At 38.2% G+C, this 17,535-nt stretch carries 11 protein-coding genes; 1 reads left to right on the top strand and 10 read right to left on the bottom strand.

Annotation, left to right across the window (positions count from 1 at the left end):
* Positions 1 to 89: 89 nt before the first annotated feature.
* Positions 90 to 4,928: an NAD-glutamate dehydrogenase gene (locus VH441_RS00545; RefSeq protein ID WP_434353550.1), complete on the bottom strand. Its 4,839-nt coding sequence runs from the start codon at positions 4,926 to 4,928 to the stop codon at positions 90 to 92.
* A gap of 163 nt (positions 4,929 to 5,091) precedes the next feature.
* Complete coding sequence (locus tag VH441_RS00540) at positions 5,092 to 6,072, bottom strand: WG repeat-containing protein (RefSeq protein ID WP_434353549.1); 981 nt, start codon at positions 6,070 to 6,072, stop codon at positions 5,092 to 5,094.
* A gap of 239 nt (positions 6,073 to 6,311) precedes the next feature.
* On the opposite strand from VH441_RS00540, the gene VH441_RS00535 reads away from it, so the two are divergent.
* Positions 6,312 to 7,196, top strand: coding sequence for a DMT family transporter (locus VH441_RS00535; RefSeq protein WP_434353548.1), 885 nt, complete (start codon positions 6,312 to 6,314; stop codon positions 7,194 to 7,196).
* A 231-nt stretch (positions 7,197 to 7,427) separates the two neighbouring features.
* Here VH441_RS00535 and VH441_RS00530 read toward each other — a convergent pair whose 3' ends face one another.
* The 8 genes from VH441_RS00530 to VH441_RS00495 all read right to left on the bottom strand — a co-directional run bounded on the left by VH441_RS00530 (position 7,428) and on the right by VH441_RS00495 (position 17,173).
* Positions 7,428 to 8,765, bottom strand: coding sequence for a solute carrier family 23 protein (locus VH441_RS00530; protein ID WP_434353547.1), 1,338 nt, complete (start codon positions 8,763 to 8,765; stop codon positions 7,428 to 7,430).
* Positions 8,766 to 8,887: 122 nt separating this feature from the next.
* Positions 8,888 to 9,721: a pteridine reductase gene (locus VH441_RS00525; RefSeq protein ID WP_434353546.1), complete on the bottom strand. Its 834-nt coding sequence runs from the start codon at positions 9,719 to 9,721 to the stop codon at positions 8,888 to 8,890.
* Between the two features lie 12 nt (positions 9,722 to 9,733).
* A complete protein-coding gene (locus VH441_RS00520) occupies positions 9,734 to 10,930 on the bottom strand; it encodes a tRNA nucleotidyltransferase (RefSeq protein ID WP_434353545.1) in 1,197 nt (398 codons plus the stop codon).
* 252 nt (positions 10,931 to 11,182) lie between these two features.
* On the bottom strand, positions 11,183 to 13,204 hold the full coding sequence (locus VH441_RS00515; RefSeq protein ID WP_434353544.1) for a TonB-dependent receptor domain-containing protein: 2,022 nt from the start codon (positions 13,202 to 13,204) through the stop codon (positions 11,183 to 11,185).
* A 126-nt stretch (positions 13,205 to 13,330) separates the two neighbouring features.
* Positions 13,331 to 14,101, bottom strand: coding sequence for an ATP-binding cassette domain-containing protein (locus tag VH441_RS00510; protein WP_434353543.1), 771 nt, complete (start codon positions 14,099 to 14,101; stop codon positions 13,331 to 13,333).
* 11 nt (positions 14,102 to 14,112) lie between these two features.
* On the bottom strand, positions 14,113 to 15,117 hold the full coding sequence (locus VH441_RS00505) for an iron chelate uptake ABC transporter family permease subunit (protein WP_434353542.1): 1,005 nt from the start codon (positions 15,115 to 15,117) through the stop codon (positions 14,113 to 14,115).
* 10 nt (positions 15,118 to 15,127) lie between these two features.
* On the bottom strand, positions 15,128 to 16,096 hold the full coding sequence (locus VH441_RS00500; protein ID WP_434353541.1) for an ABC transporter permease: 969 nt from the start codon (positions 16,094 to 16,096) through the stop codon (positions 15,128 to 15,130).
* Between the two features lie 102 nt (positions 16,097 to 16,198).
* Complete coding sequence (locus VH441_RS00495; RefSeq protein WP_434353540.1) at positions 16,199 to 17,173, bottom strand: siderophore ABC transporter substrate-binding protein; 975 nt, start codon at positions 17,171 to 17,173, stop codon at positions 16,199 to 16,201.
* Positions 17,174 to 17,535: the final 362 nt, after the last annotated feature.

Below are 17,535 nucleotides of genomic sequence, written 5' to 3'. Positions count from 1 at the left end.
AACGGCTCATAAATAACTGCCCATAAAAAATCAGCTAACAAGCGTTTGCTAGCTGATTTATTCTTGACAAATAATATGGCTATTTGTACTTACAGACTTATTGAGTGCAACCCATTCATCTCACTTAATAAAACCGATAATGCAGAAAGCTTAACGGGCTGATTTTCCATACTCTCTTTTGCTGCTTGCAAGTTATCTAACACTTGTTTTTTCTGTGCTAGCCAAGTTTTCATTGCTTTGTTGGTATCATCCGCTTGTAAAACATCTAGGGTTAAGCCTCTTAGAGTCTTGTTCATTTCATGCGTCAGTGCATTGTTAGCACGTCTATCCCAATAGGTTTGTTGAGGGAGTTGTTCACTTTGTGCAAACAACCAGCCCACATTTAATTGGTCAGATATGCTCAAGTAAACATTTGCCACTTCACTAATTGGCTTTCTAGACTGCTGGGCAAGTTGCACAACATCCAATGCTTTTACAAACACGGGTAATTTAGCAAAAATATCAGCCTGCTCGGCAGACAACCCTTGTTGTTGGTAATGATTTTGACTTGCTTTAATTTGCATATCAAAATTAGCAACAAAATCGTTATCCGTTAAAATATCTTGTACTGCATGCTGATACTGCTGAGTCAGTTCTGCAATATCTAACGATTGACTCGTACCCTTGTTGTTAATAAACCAAATAATTACCTGTTTAATAAATTTACGTAATTCCAGTTCTAGCTCAATTTGTAACTTTGCATCGACTTTGTTGTCTAATGCTTCTAGCATAATCCAAGTTTGATAAATGTTAAACACATCACGTGCGACTGCATAAGCATGAGTGATTGTTACAATATCTTGCCCTGTTTCTTCAATTAAACGGAAAACCGTTTCAATGCCGAGGCGGTTAACTAAGCCATTTGTTAAATACGTACTAATAATTTCTCGATGCAAGCGATGCTGAGTCATTTGCTCAAAATAAGGCGTATCTCCATTGGCTAATAAAGCATCTGGGAAGTATTTACGCAGCTCATTTTGGAAATAGGTTTCATCTGGTAAGTCCGATGCTAACAATTGGTCATATACCCACATTTTTCCATAAGCTAATAAAACAGAAAGCTCTGGGTTGGTTAGCCCTTGACCAGCAGCCACTCTTTCGGCAATTTGCTCATCACTTGGTAAGAGTTCAATTTCACGATCCAGTAGATTTTGTGATTCAAACAATTGCATCATACGTTGATGCTCATTTAGCCTTTGTACCGCCTCATAAGCACTCAGTTCAATGGTTTGCGGTTGTAAATAGTTTTGGCGTAATACCAACTCTGACACTTCATCCGTCATACTCTCTAACAAGTTATTGCGTTGCTTAACTGTCATATCGCCTTTGGCTACCACATCGCCCAATAAAATTTTAATATTAACTTCATGGTCAGAGCAGTTAACCCCACCAGAGTTATCAATGGCATCGGTATAAATTCTGCCACCTTTTTGCGCATATTCAATACGCCCACGTTGTGTACAACCTAGGTTACCACCCTCACCTATTATTTTAGCGTTAACTTCACAACCATTTACCCGAAGGCTATCATTCGCCTTATCGCCTACATCGGCATGGCTTTCATCACGGCTCTTAACATAAGTACCAATCCCACCATTCCACAACAAGTCGACTGGTGCTTTCAATAAGGCATTAATAAGCTGGTTAGGTGTCAACGTATCTTCACTGATGTTAAAGGCTTGTTTCATCTCATCGGTAATCACTAGCGACTTTTCACTTCGTGAGAATACCCCACCCCCTTTGCTAATCAGCTTAGTATCATAATCTGCCCAGTTAGAACGTGGTAAGGCAAACATACGTTCACGCTCGGCATAACTTGCTGCTACATCAGGTTTTGGGTCAATAAAGATATGCAAATGGTTAAAGGCGGCTTGCAAACGTATATTTTTTGATAACAGCATGCCATTACCAAACACATCCCCGCTCATATCGCCAATACCAACCACGGTAAAGGTATCTTTGCTTTGGATGTCTTTACCCATCAGGCGGAAATGACGCTTAACCGACTCCCAAGCACCTTTTGCAGTAATCCCCATTGCTTTGTGGTCATAACCCACTGAACCACCCGAAGCAAAGGCATCATCAAGCCAAAAACCATATTCACGCGCCAGCGCATTAGCAATATCTGAAAATGTTGCAGTACCTTTATCAGCAGCGACAACCAAGTAGGGATCATCGTCATCATGACGCGTGGTGTTTTTTGGTGCAACCACCTTACCATCAACCAAGTTGTCTGTAATATCTAACATGCCACGGATGAAGGTTTGATAGCAAGCCACGCCCTCTTTTAACCACGCATCTCTATCCATGCCTTTGGTGTCTGTTTTTACAATAAAACCACCTTTAGAGCCCACAGGTACAATGACTGAGTTTTTAACCATTTGTGCCTTAACCAAACCAAGCACCTCTGTACGGAAGTCTTCCATACGGTCAGACCATCTCAAACCGCCACGCGCAACTTTACCACCACGCAAATGAACGGCCTCAACTCTTGGTGAGTAAACAAAAATCTCAAACATGGGTTTTGGTTGTGGTAAGTTTGGAATGGCATGTGCATCAAACTTAAATGATAATCTGTCTTTACGCTCGTTTCGGTTATTTTCACTTTCATCTACTTGATAAAAGTTGGTACGCAACATGGCATTTATTAAGTCTAACAACCAATGGATGATACGATCTTCATCTAAACTGTTAACTTGTTTTAAGCAAGTGTCAATCTCTTTACGAATCGCCTCAATTTTTGACTCACGGTTTTCTAACGCTGGTGTCATGCGGGCATGAAACAGCTCAATTAATTTAACAGAAATATCCACATTGCCGGTTAAAGTTTGTACCACATATTCATGAGAAAAAGGCGCTTTTGCTTGAATCATATAGCGTGATAACGCTCGTAAAACAACCACGTCAAAGGTAGAAAGCTTACTCACCAAAATAAGTTCGTTTAAGCGGTCGCTTTCTACCTTGTTATCCCAAATTTGTTGTAAGCTGTTTTCAAACTGCTCTCGTACTACTGACAAGTCAACCGACTCAACATTGCGTAAAATAAGAGCGTAGTTTTGCATCCAAACTGGGTTATCGTCCAAGTTAAATTGATACGTATCAGCAGACTTAACCGCCACCCCAAAGTTTTCTAAAATTGGTAACACATTAGATAAAACTTCAGGTTGGTTTTTACCATAAAGCTTTAAGTGAAGTTGATGCTTTTTATCCCCTGTTGATTGGAACAAGTGCCATTTTAATGGGTTTTCTTTGCTCAATTGATTTAAACGGTTAATGTCTTTTACAGCGGTGCGTGTATCAAAGCTTTCTTTGTACGATGCTGGTATCTTGTTAACAAAAACTTTTTGAATTTGGTTAGCTTTTTGATCTCCCATCTCCGCTATCAGCGCATTTGCAAAGCCATCTTCCCAACCCTGCATCATTTCCATTAGCTCTGCTTCTAATGTTTTTACGTCAACCTTTTTAATCTGCCCAGGTTTTGTGCGGATGTAAAAACTAACACAAGCGTGATTGGTATCATCAAACTTTGTCGTAAAACCAGCAGACAAACCACCATAGGCTTCTACCAGTTTTTCTTGAACTTTTTTCCGTAAGCGGGTGTTAAACTTATCTCTTGGAATATAAGCTAAGCAAGAAACAAATCGCTGATAACTGTCCATACGCGTAAACAAACGCAAACTTGTTTTATCTTGTAATTGAGAGATGCCTCTAACAATTGGATACAGCTCCTCTGCACTTGCCTGAAACAAGTCATCACGTGGCAGCTCATTGATGATGTTCATCATTTTTTGGTAAGCGTGTCCATCTTTTGGCAAGTTTGCCATTGCCAACAATTTATTAGCGTTTTCACGCAATAGTGGAATTTGTTGCACACGCAGTTGATATGCTTGCGACGTTAATAACCCGATAAAGCGATATTCACCAACCAGCTTGCCTGTTTCATCAAATTTATGGATACCTAAAAAATCCATATGCCCTGCACGATGCACCGGAGAAACATGATTAGATTTTGAAAGCAACAAACTACGTGAGCCTGTGACTTGATGTTTTAACTCATTTGGTAGTTGCTCAAAACTTTCAGACTTAATGTGTTCGTCATCGGTACGTAATACCCCCAGACCACTCCCACCAACTGTATACATCTCTATGTCATTATCATTTTGTTCAATCGTATATTCTCGGTATCCTAAAAAGATAAAATGATCATCTAATATCCATGACAAAAAGTCGTTAACCGCTGCACGAGAGTAAAAATCTTCTGGCATGTGTTTAACTACAACCGATTGAGCCAGCTCTAAGCGATCTCGCATGGCTTGCCAGTCACTATTAATGGCATCCAACAACTCTACTTTATCAAATAAGATATGACCAACTTCTCGCAGTTTATCAGTTGCTTGACTATCAATTTCACAATGGATAATCGACATATGTTTTCGGTCACTGCTGTCTGCACTGCCTATGCCAATCACCTTACCGGGTACTTTTCCTGTATCACGGTTAACTGCCATAATCGTATTATGGACACGATGCACGTTAATGCCGGCTTCTTCTAGGGTCATTAACATGGTATCTACTAAAAACGGTCGATCATAGGCAACCATTTGCACAATACTAGCGTTGCTATGAAAGTGATGTTCTTCTACAGTTGGATTGATTACCGCAATTTGTGGTTTTTTTGCATCGTATTCCATCAATAACGTAAAATGATGCAAAGCCATACCGGCTAAGTCTTCATCACTATACTTTTGTGCTGTTTCGGCATACATTTCTTGATAGTAGACCTGCACAAATTGGGAGAGTAATTGTTGATTTTCTGCGACATAGCCACTTGCCAGCTGACTAATTTTTTCGATTCTTTTTTTATCAATACTATAAGTGATTTTTGGCATGAGGTTTTCCTTTATTGTCCTTTATTTATGATTGCCTAAACAAATAAATGGTAACATGCCCCAAAAAAAAGTGGCATAATTAAAGCCACCTTTTTGTTATTGATTGTTTGCTATTTAATAACTATTTCTTGTGATAAATATTTATGGTTTGTATCGTTAAAGGCTAATTGCAGTCGGTACTTACACCACTTTTATCAATACACATTTTTTTGCCATTAACCAAGTTTCCTATCCACGCTTTACCATTTACAAAAGTAAATGCTGGTTGCTGATTTTTTGGGTCAACATTATTACGAGTAATACCAGAATCTTCGAATCTAAAGGGGATAATTAAATTCCCCCCTTTATCAATAAACCCCCATTTGCTGCCTAATTTAACACCAGCCAAATCTTCAGAGTAAGGCATCACTTCATCAAAAGAATAAATAATCATCGTTGTGCCGTTTTGATCAACAAACCCCCACTTTCCATCACTACTGTGCGGTTTAAGTTGCATATCTTCTGGTTTTTGAGGAACCCGCAAAAATTCTATGTCATTAGGGTTAGATTGATTTGCATTTGCTTTTTGTGTGACACTAGTTTGTGAGGCAGTTTTAGGTTTAATTGCTGTTCTTTTGCCTGCTGAGTTTACCCAGTAGGTTTTGCCACTGCGTACCATTTTTGCTTTGCCTTTTCTATAATCACTAAGGCTAGAGATATGGGATGAAAAAGGGACAATGACAGAGTTTGATGTGTTAATAACACCATACCTACCATTTTTTTTAACCACAATGCGACCATTGGACACTCGTCTTGCCCAATTAGAACCAGACATCACATCATAAGTTGCTGGGATAACCTCTACCCCACGCATGTTAACATAGCCCAGCTTATTTGCCCGTTTCACTGGCAACAAGCCCTCCGACAACTTATTTACCGCAACTTTTTGGTATCTTTGCAAATTAACCGCTTGTTTACCTTTCTTGTTAAGCAAGGCAACGGGTCTGCCAGAATCTGTAACCGCTAAAAAATAATTAGGGCTGGCAGTGCAAGACACATGTTTGTAATAACTTTTAGGCAATTTACATCTGGCGGCATGGACATTGGGTGCGACCAACAATGCAATAACAGCACACACACTCAGTTTTTTAGAGATACTAATCATAGATAGATAAACAAATAAATCAAAAAATTTAATATTACAAATATACTATATCAACATCCTATGTTAATGACTATGTGATTTATGTATTGAATCGCTAACAGCGAGCAAAGTTAATCGATGATGAATCGTTTCCAGTTGCTTCTTAGCACTCAACTTAGTCATATTAACGATATGATTTATAGTCAGTCTGCTATATCATTGCATCCTATCAACATAAAGGTACGATTTAGGGTAAAGCTATGCCAACAACTGATTCTTCACGCTCTGCATCTATTGGTTTAATTATAGGCTGCGTGGTCTTTGGTTTGGGCAGTTTGATTGTAGCTCATGTGCCTTTAGGCGCTTATGCTATGTCATTTTGGCGACTTGCGATAGCCGGTGTGGTATTTGCGGTGTTGGCACAGCTCTTTAAACAAAAGTACCCCACCTCAAAAAACGCTTTACGATGTGGCTTAATATCAGGTGTTTTTTTAGGTTTTGACTTAGCCTTATGGCATGAAAGTATTTATGCAGTTGGTCCTGGTATTTCTACACTATTAAATAGTTTGCAAATATTTTTTTTAGCCGCCATTGGTTTTGTGTGGTTTAAAGAAAAACAAACCAATCTACAGCTCCTTAGCCTTTTAATTGCCATTACTGGGGTTGCCATGATTGCTAGCCCAGAGTTTGCCCTCAATAACAAGGCAGCTTGGGGTTTTATCTCGGGCATTGTGTCTGGCAGTATGCTGGCTTTATCGATGACATTTATTCGTAAAACTCATGATGCACAACCAACTCCTATTTTGCCATTAATGACATTAATCAGTATTGGAGGCTCTATTGCAATGATTGTGCCCATGTTCGTTTTTAATATGGAGGCAATCCTACCTCAAACATTTCAAGATTTGGGTTGGCTTATTGTATATGGCACCGTGATGCAATGTTTGGCATGGGGGCTAATCGCCTACTCTATCCCTCGTTTGTCTTTGGCGTTAACAGGCTTATTGTTATTAAGTGAGCCTGTCGCCGCATTATTGATTGATTACTTTTGGTTGAATAAGTCCATTAACCTTATGCAATGGATTGGTGCTGGGCTTACCATGCTGGCAATTTATTTAGGGTCTTTAAAGTCTAATAAAAAATAACCAGCATTAATAAAAACCATAGCATTTAAGAACACTCACGATAAATCGATAAGTGATTGGCTTCACATATCAACATAAAAAAGCGGTATCAATATTTAATTATTGTTAAAACTGGCTAATCAAATCTGATTTACAAATCAAAAAAAGAAAAATCAAAAAAGGGTGCCAATAGACACCCTTTTGTTAACTTTAGTACTTTTTTAAGATTTTTTCTAAACCAAGGTTAGCTTATTAAGCTTTTGCACGGCGGAACATGATGTTCAACACAATAGCAACCAAGGTTGCTGTACCAATGCCACCTAAATCAAATTCGCCAATTTTTAGTCCAAAATTACCAGCACCCATAATGATGGTTGCCGCAGCAATAATCAAATTACTATTTTTGCTAAAATCAATTTTATTATCTATCCAAATTTTAGCACCTGCTACCGTAATTAAACCAAACACAACAATGGATGCACCGCCAAGCAAAGCAGATGGGATTGTTTGAATAATCGCACCAAATTTTGGTGACAAACCAAGTAAAATAGCAACCACACCTGCCAGCACAAATATAATGGTACTATAAACTTTTGTTACTGCCATAACGCCAATGTTTTCAGCATACGTGGTGACACCAGTACCGCCCACACTGGCTGATAAGGTAGTAGCAACGCCATCGGCAAAAAAAGCACGCCCCATGTAAGGTGTGACTCTTGCTTTAGTCATGCCTTCTACTGCTTTAAAATGCCCTAAGTTTTCTGCCACCAAAATAAACGCAATTGGTGCAATCATGACAATGGCATTTTTATCAAACGTTGGGGTATAAAATTGAGGTAAACCAAACCAAGCTGCCTGACTAATCGCACTAAAATCAATTGGTTTGCCCAGCCCCATCACATTAGTCAGCAAGATATAAATAAGATACGACAACACCAAGCCAACCAACAATAGCAAACGACGAATCATCCCACGGGTAAACACAGCCACGCCACCAATCATCAATACCGTCATCATTGCGACCCAAGCATCAAACTGATTAGCAGAAACACCTTGAATCGTTACTGGAGCAAGGTTAAGACCAATGATCATCACAATCGCACCGGTGACAATTGGTGGCATAAGCTGCTCAATCCAATCTGTACCCGTTTTCATCACCAGCAAACCAACCAATGAATAAATAATACCGCACGCCATGATGCCACCAAGCGCAACACCCAAGTTTTCATTAAAGCCACTACCAGCATAAGCCGTTACAGCCAGTACAGGACCAATAAAAGCAAAACTAGAGCCCAAATAGCTGGGCATGCGTCCGCCCGTCATGATAAAAAACAAGATGGTACAAATACCAGACATTAAAATAGCAAGGTTGGCATCAAACCCCATTAATAAAGGTGCCAATACCGTTGCACCAAACATGGCAAAGGTGTGTTGTATTGCCAATAAAATACTACTAGATGCTGGCAATTTTTCATTAATTGCCACCGGATCTGTTTCTAAATTTCCTTGGTATTTTCTCCAAGTAGGAAACCAACGCCCATTATCAAATTCTGGATTATGTTCAATTTCTTGGCTTGTTTTTTGGGTCATGGTAACTCCTTAAATAGTAGTATTTAATAGGTTTGAGTAAAAAATAGTATGTAAATTGGTATGCAAAAATTGCTATATGATGTGATTAAGTTAATAACTCCTTATGGGTTTTTTAACCAACGTTACCCAGCATCACCACCTTGTAAGGTCAAACTTCGTCCACCATCCACCGCAATAATTTGCCCAGTAATATATTTTGCGGTTAACAAAAAAATGACGGTTTGCGCAATATCTATGGGTGTACCTTCTTTTTTTAATGGTACAGATGCAACAATCTTACTTTGAAGCGGCTTACTAATTGCTTGATCGCTATCGGCTTCAGGAAACACATTAACACCCGGAGCAACCCCATTAACTCGTATATTGGGCGCAAGCTCTATTGCCAATGACTGCACCATCATTTGGTGGGCAGATTTTGCCATATTATAAACGGTATAACGGTTAAAAGGTTTGGCATTGGCATGAATATCTAAAATACTTACGATGCATCCATTGGCATCTTTAAGATATGGTAAAAATGCTTGGCTGAGCATTAATGGTGCTTTGGCATTGGTTAAAAACAGCTCGTTCCACGTGCTGTGAGTTATTTGACCAATTGGGCTAGGGTAAAATCTAGAAGCATTATGCACTAAAGCATCTAATCTGCCAAAAATATTTATGACTTGTTGGGCAAAACTCTGTAATGCTGGTGGATTATTGATAATATCAAGAGAAGCCTGAATAGCTGCAGCACTATTGGCTCTTATACTATTTAAAACATCGACTAATTCATTGGCTTGCGCTTGGCTTTGATGGTAATGCACTATGACAGAATAGCCATTAGCATGCGCACTTTTAATAATTTGTGCTCCAATACGTTTTGCACCCCCAGTTACTAAAATAACTGGCGATGGGTTAGCTTGAGTAATGCTATCTTTGCTGCTTTGTTTAGTGTTTAAATCAAATAACGTACTCATGCAACCCTCCTTTTATGCATATTGTGCTAACACACCCTGTAACTTATTTACCCTAGCTTGTGTAAGCGCATGACCAATTGCTTTGCCTTGCAAACTTGTATCAATATCTTTTATGCTAACGGCTTTAAAGCTGTCTATCGCTTGATTAATTTTTTGTCGATTTACATTAACACCAAATACCGTCGCTATTTGTATAAGTGCCTCTAAGTTCATTGGCGTTTTATGCGCCCCACTGTTTTGCACCAAATCAATTAACTGGTTTGCCGATAGGCTATCAACACACGTTAAACCACCAGCAAGTTGGGCATACATTTTTGCCATTTTTTGTTCAGCTTTGGGTACTTTAAGCAGTTTATGTACCTCATCAATTTCAGTCAACCAAGGCTGATTTGACGCGTGTATTGTCGCATGTGTTGTATTACTATCATCATGGCATTGAAAGCTAGACATTAACACTGCCCAACGCTGTGGCATGGTTAGTTGTAGTTTAGCTGAATTAAGGAGTGCTTGGCTAATGGTACGTTTGGTATCCACGTTTTGCCAGGCAACATCTAACATAGGCACTAAGCTTTTTAAAGCCTTGACCTGATGCAAGGTTTGCCAATACAGCTGTGGACTGTTTTGCAATGTTGCTCGGCTACTTTCTTGCCAAATACGCTCCTGAGTTAATTGATTTAACTCGCCAGAGCTTGCAATTTGTTGCATTAGCTCGAGTGTTTCATTAGCAATGTTAAAACCAAGATGCGCAAAACGACTATAAAAACGTGCAACACGCAAAACACGCAATGGATCTTCACTAAAAGCTGCCGAGACATGACGCAATTGCTTATTGGCTAAATCCGCTTGACCATTATATGGATCAATCACCTCGCCTGAGAGTGGTGTGGCATCGTTTAGCCCTGTAACTTGAACCGCCATAGCATTAATGGTGAGGTCACGCCTGAGTAGGTCTTCTTGCAGTGTAATGTTTGGGCTTGCATGCACGATAAACCCTTTATAGCCTTGACCAGATTTTCTCTCCGTGCGTGCCAAAGCATATTCTTGTTTGCTGGTTGGGTGCAAAAAAACAGGAAAATCTGCCCCAACTTGCTCAAAACCCGCTGCTATCATTTGCTCGGCAGTGCTACCGACAACCACAAAATCATTATCTGTTACTGCTCTGCCCAGCAGTTTATCACGCACAGCACCACCAACAAGATAGACTTTCACTAATGCCTCCAAAACACATTGATATTGATTTTAAAATTACCATCGATTGATTACAAGCTAATTACCATGGATACTATTTTAACAGACATAAAAAAAGCTCAAAACAGTTTATATACTATAATTGAGCTTTTTAAAACTTATTCGTCAATTCTATAAGTTTTAGTGTTTAGCAAAGTAAACATTTATACAAAAAACCGACCATTGCCCTTTGTAAAGTGGAGGAAACTAGCAATAGTCGATTAAATGTTTTTTTTAAAACTTATAGCTGGCACTAACTTTTACGTTACGTCCCTCAGCTGCATCATAATCTGGATACTCGCTATTATTGTAAGAAGTATGCTCAGCATAATAGGCATTTGTTGCATTATAAACCCCAAAATCTAATTTTAGATCTGGTAGCAAATTTGGCACATAAGAACCATAAAAATCTACAGTTTGATATGATGGGTTGTTAAATCTCTTTGTAAATCGTCTCTCATCTCCATTGTTTGGCAACCAGCGAGACTCTAATCGATCAATCCCTGCAACATGGTTCCAGCGCATGCCAAAGCTTAAGTTATCTTGCATAAGATAATCCATACCTACGCTCAAACGGTCTCCAGTTGTTCTTAAATTCCGTGTTTTATTTGAGTCTGTATCTGAGTGATCATAACTGGCTTTAAGCACAACATTATCTTTACGGTATTTGGCGGCAATCTCATAGCCTTCTACGGTTTGATCTTCATCGGCATTGACATAGCCAAATTGCCATTTTCCATTAACCTTGTTCCAGTCTGACTCAATTTTATCACTAATATCGGTCTTAAAGCCTTTTGCAACCAGACTTAGGTTATCGTTTGTCATCAATAAATCATTTTTAACAACTGAGATACCTAACTCAGTATTTGTACCTGTTTCTGGTTCTAAATTTGCATTTGGTATCAGGCTATCAGCATATGAATTATTGAGTGTTTCAGGCAATGGTGGTCCTTTAAAAAACTGGGTATGGCTTGCAAAAACACTGACATCTTTGGTTAAGTCAATACTGGCAGCAATTGCACCTGAAAATTGATCATAGTCTTTGTTAATTTGTGATGATGCTTTGTATTTGTCGTATCGCACACCTGGGGTTAGGTGAAAACGCCCAAGGTAGATTTGATCCTCTAAATAAACACCGTAGCTGGTGGCTTTCTCGGTAGAGTTGTCGGCAGTGTCTGTGCTTGACTTGCGATAAGCCTCAGCCCCATAAATAAAGTTATGGTTTGAGATGCCAAGTTCTACAGTATTTTGTGCTTGTGCATTAATGCCATCAACTTTTCCCTCAAACTGTAAGTCAAACATTCTAGGGCCTCTTCGCCCTTGTGTCCGGTATTCTCGCTCGGTATGGTAAGCGTTAACATCAAGTTTAAAATTATTATTTGCATCGTAAGCATAACCTAAGGTGTATTCATCACTGTTATTGTAACCAGGGAATGGTGTTTGTGAAGTATAAGAAAACTCTGGTTTAAACGGATAGTTGCCTTCATCTGTCAAGCTTTTATAACCAAGCGTAATTTTATGGTCGTCCGTTGGCATAAAACTGAACTTTGCTAAAATGTTGCCTATTTCAATATCATCACCTTGAATATGGTTACCATGACCATCTTCACCACCATCGCTATTACGCATACCGTAGGCAAGCAAAACATCGGTACTATCGGTTGGTTTTCCATAAACTGCCACATTGCCGTTAACTTGCTTGTCGTTACTATGATAGCCAACCTTAACCCTTGCACCCATTGTTTGGTCAGGCTTAAGTAAATCTTCAGCATCTACTGTTTTAAAGGCAACTGCACCGCCAGATGCGTTATTACCTAATGTAACTGAGTTATTACCTACAGACACTTCTGCTGCTTTATAAAATTCTGGATCAATCGCTAAGTTACCAGCATGATGGAAAAAAAAGTTTTCTTGCCTTGCGCCATCAACAGTAACTTTTAAATCTTTATCTTCAACACCACGAATATATATGTGTTGGTTAACTGTTGATGTACCCCCAATATCTACCCCAGGAACCTCGTGCATAAAATTATTTAAATGCGTTGCTTGCTGCATTGCGGTAGATTCATCATCATGTATAACCTCTTCTTGTGAGGTTTTGCTTCTGTTGTTAACATCTGCATTAATTGTAATCGTCTGTAGTGTGGTATGAGGGCTATTATCTGCCATCGCTTGTGTCGATAGCATAATACTTGTAACTGCTATAGACAAACTACTGATTTTTAACAAAACCTTTTGTGATTGCTTAGATATCATGTTTCTACCTTAAACCTTATTATTGAGTCTACATATTAAATAAAAAAATAAATGATACTCAGTATCATTTATTTTTTTATTATACATTAATGTCATAAAACAGCAATAGTCCTGAAATAATAACCTTTATAATAGCTCAACAATAACAGGTTTACCCTGATGCATTAATATCGTAGTTTCTACGCCATATAATTCTTTTATATTTTGTTGAGTTAAAACTTCCAACGGCGTTCCTTGTGTCACTACCTTCCCTTCTTTAAGCATAACCACTGTATCGGTAAACTGAGCAGCCTGATTAATATCGTGTAAAACAATTATGACCGTTTTCCCTAACTCCTCAGTTAACCAACGTAGCTCTCTCATTAATCGGCCCGTGTGATACATATCTAAATTGTTCAATGGCTCATCCAATAATAAAAAAGGCGTATCTTGACACACAACCATTGCTATGAGTACACGTTGCTTTTGCCCACCAGATAATTCGGATAAAAATCGATTCTCCAATTCTGTAAGCTCAAAGCGTTTTATCATATGTGTAATCATTTCTTGATCTTGTTGAGTCGGTTGTCCTTTATGATATGGATACCTACCAAACATCAACAGCTCTTTGACTCGCAAACGCCCTTGAATATGGTTTTCTTGAGAAAGCATAGACACGATTTTAGATAACTTTGTATAATCCGTTTCGCTAATATCATAGCGCACACCATCATGCTCAAAGTAAATAGATCCTGTCTGGATAAAGTTGAGACGACCGATTAAACTAAATAAAGTGGATTTTCCTGCACCATTTGGTCCTATCAACGCAATTATTTGCTGACTTTGTAGTGTTAAATTGATATCGGACAAAATAGGCTTATTATCAAATTTAAAACTAATATTTTCTATCTTCAACATCCTGATGATTCCTATACTATTTTTTTAGCCTTATTAAGCCCAAAAATTAATACCAAAAATGCAATACCGCCAACAAACTCAATCACTACTGATAAAATTCCGGCCATGCCCAACACATGCTCAAATATAGTTTGACCCAAAACTAAAAAAGTCATGGCTATTAAACTGACCAATAATAAACGTTCTCCATGGTACATTTTTCGAGAGATTTTATTAGTCAATGCGCAAACTAATAATCCTAAAAAAGTAACAGGGCCAACAAATGCGGTTGCCGTTGCTACTAATAATGAAATAATTATTAATAAACGAAAAACTATTCCAAAATAATTCACACCTAAGTTAACTGCTTGTATTTTACCTAGCAGCAACACATCACACTCATTACGCCACCGCCATATTAAAAAAGCGGCAAACACACAACATAACAAACTAATCACCATTAATTGTGGGTTAACCGAATTAAAGCCTGCAAAACTTGCTACTTGAATAGTGATATATTCTTCTGGATCCATAAGACGAGAAATCAAGGCAGAAAAACTACGAAACAACACACCAAAAATAATACCAACCAAAATCACTCGAGTTAAATCAATCGCAGCTAAATCAACCTTTTTACGCCTAAACATTAGTACAAATAATAAAAACGAAGCTGTAAACATTAAGCTTACTTCCAAAGTAAACTTAAAAATTGGATTGATATTATTAAAATGTACCGCACCTAAACTAAATACCAACAAAGACTGTAATAATATATATAAAGAATCAAAACCAAGTAAAGACGGGGTTAAAATGGGGTTGTGAGTAATGGTTTGAAATAAAAGAGTTGAAGCACCAACTGCAAAACCAACTATCAGCAAAGCCAATAATTTTTTGCTACGCAAACCTAAAATAAATTGCCAACTATCAGCATCAAATTTAGTAATCGAAAGACCAGAATCTAAAGTTAAAAAAAGCAGACAACTGATTATTAGAGTAATAATTAATGACCATACTGGTTTGGTAAATGCGGTGGACATAACGTTTATTTTATTTCCTTAATAACAACCATAAAAAGATAATTGCACCAACAACACCAAATACGGTTGCGACAGGAACTTCATAAGGGAAACGAATCGTCCTTCCGATAATATCGCACAATAACAGTGCAGATGCGCCTAGTATTGCCACAGCTGGCAGACAGCGTCTTAGTTGATCACCAATGATATGGCTAACAATGTTAGGTACTACCAAACCAACAAATGGTATCGAACCTACAGTGATGACAACAACGGCACTTACCATTGACACCACGCCAATAGCGAATCTGCTAATAAATTTTTTATTTATTCCAAGATTAATGGCAATATCATCGCCCAAACCAACAATGGTTAATTGATCTGCAAGCAGATATGCTAATACAATCAGCACAGCTGTAATCCAAAGCCATTCATAACGCCCAGATAAAATGGCAGAAAAATCACCAAATTGCCAAACTGATAGCATTTGCATCATCTCAGTTTGGTAAGCAATAAACACTGTCATCGAGTCAATAATCCCACCAAATACAATACCAATCAGGGGCACTATTAAGTACTGCGTCGGTGGTAACTTGTCAACCAAACGCATAAACAGCAGCATGGTTAATACGGCAAAAAATGTGGCGACTCCCATTTTTAACAGCAAACTGCTGGCAGGAAACAACAAACTAATCAATAACAAACCTAGCCCAGAGCTTTGGGTCGCACCAACCATACTGGGAGAAACAAATCGGTTACGTAATACTACCTGAAGAATTGTACCTGCAATCGCCAAGCTGGCACCAGCAAGTATGATTGCCAATGTACGTGGGAGGCGGCTTACCAAAAGTAATGACAGACTGTCTTGATTAACACCATAAAGTATTTCTGACCAAGAAAAATCTGCAACACCTACCGATAAGCTAATCACCACTAAAACGAGCATCACAATCATGCTTGTAAGGTTGAGTATGAGCGGGTTTTGGATGTTAACGTGCATCTGCTGATTTAATGTTATTAATTTTGACAAACAAAAAATGGATTACTCAAGTTGTTAAAGTTAAGTAAATCCATTGTTCGTGATATAAATGAGGGTATCTAATTAATTGAGCTTTTCAAAAGCAGCTTTGATAGCTTTAGCATCTTTCATCCATTGATAGTATCCTCCAAAAGCAAGATAAGAATCTGGACTTAACTGTATAATTTGATTTTTTTGCCATGCCTTCGTTTGATGAATCAAATCATTATCTAAAACTTCTAAGGCACCAGGACCTTCTTGCCCAATTGCTGAGGTACGGTCCAACACAAACAGCCAGTCTGGGTTAGTTTTTTGGATATATTCAAAAGAGACAGGCTCACCATGGGTGTGAGCTTCGATATTGTTATCTGCCATGGGTATGCCAAGCTGGTTATGGATAAACCCAAATCTTGACTCTGCTCCTGCCGCTGTTACTTTATTGCCATTTACTATAAGTATCAAACCATTGCCTTTTCCTGTGGTAACTTGTTTTGTCTCATCAACGACAGTTTTTATATCATTCACCAGCTCACTGGCTTTGTCAGACTTGTCAAAAATATTACCTAAGGTGGTTAGCATGGATAAGCTTGATCCGTACATATCTGCCCAATCTAGGCTAAGATCTAAAGTTGGTGCAATTTTGTTTAACTCATCATATTGCGATGATGCACGCCCACCTATAAAAATTGCTTGTGGTTTTAAGGCGTGAACTTTCTCAAAGTTTGGTTCAAAAACTGTACCAATGTCAGCTGACTCTGTCCCTTTAATTTTAAAGGTATCAAGCAATAGGTTGGTAGGCAAACCATCTGCCTCTACTCCTAAAGCAACCAAGTTTTGCATGATACTCATATCATAAACAGCAATTGGTTTTGGTTGTAGTGGAACAACAACATCACCTTTTACTGTGTTAACAGTAATTTGCGTATTTACAGAAGTCCCCTCTTGCATGGTTGCTTCTTCTTTTAAACTATTATTAGCTTGCTCATTGTTTTTTTCACAACCAATAAGGCTAGTCGCCACTAAAATAGCCAAACCTAGTGTTTTTAATCTATTGTTCATATCGCTACTCATTAATACTATAAATGTGTTTAAACGGTTATTTTGATAAAAGACTTATCTAATTGATTGAACATCATAAATCAGATGAGAAACAAATACAATTATAAATGATAATTAGTATTATTAATAATTGTGCTCCTACTTGTAGCTAGATGGATAAAAAAGTAAAAAGTTGCTAACTAATTTTTGTTAGAAATGAAGCTATGTTGTGATGATTTTTACAGTGATAATAAAGGAAGTAAGCAGATTATGGGCTTATACTCGCTAGCAAATCACACAGCATAGCTCGATAATCCTATTTATATTGTCTACCCACTTTGCAAATACATGGAAAAGTGATTATATACAATATCAATATTTGA

This window comes from Psychrobacter sp. HD31 (assembly GCF_051097895.1).
Taxonomy (GTDB): Bacteria; Pseudomonadota; Gammaproteobacteria; order Pseudomonadales; family Moraxellaceae; genus Psychrobacter.
The sequence above is the reverse complement of the archived record's forward strand: the minus strand, read 5'-3'. Positions and strand labels throughout refer to the sequence as shown.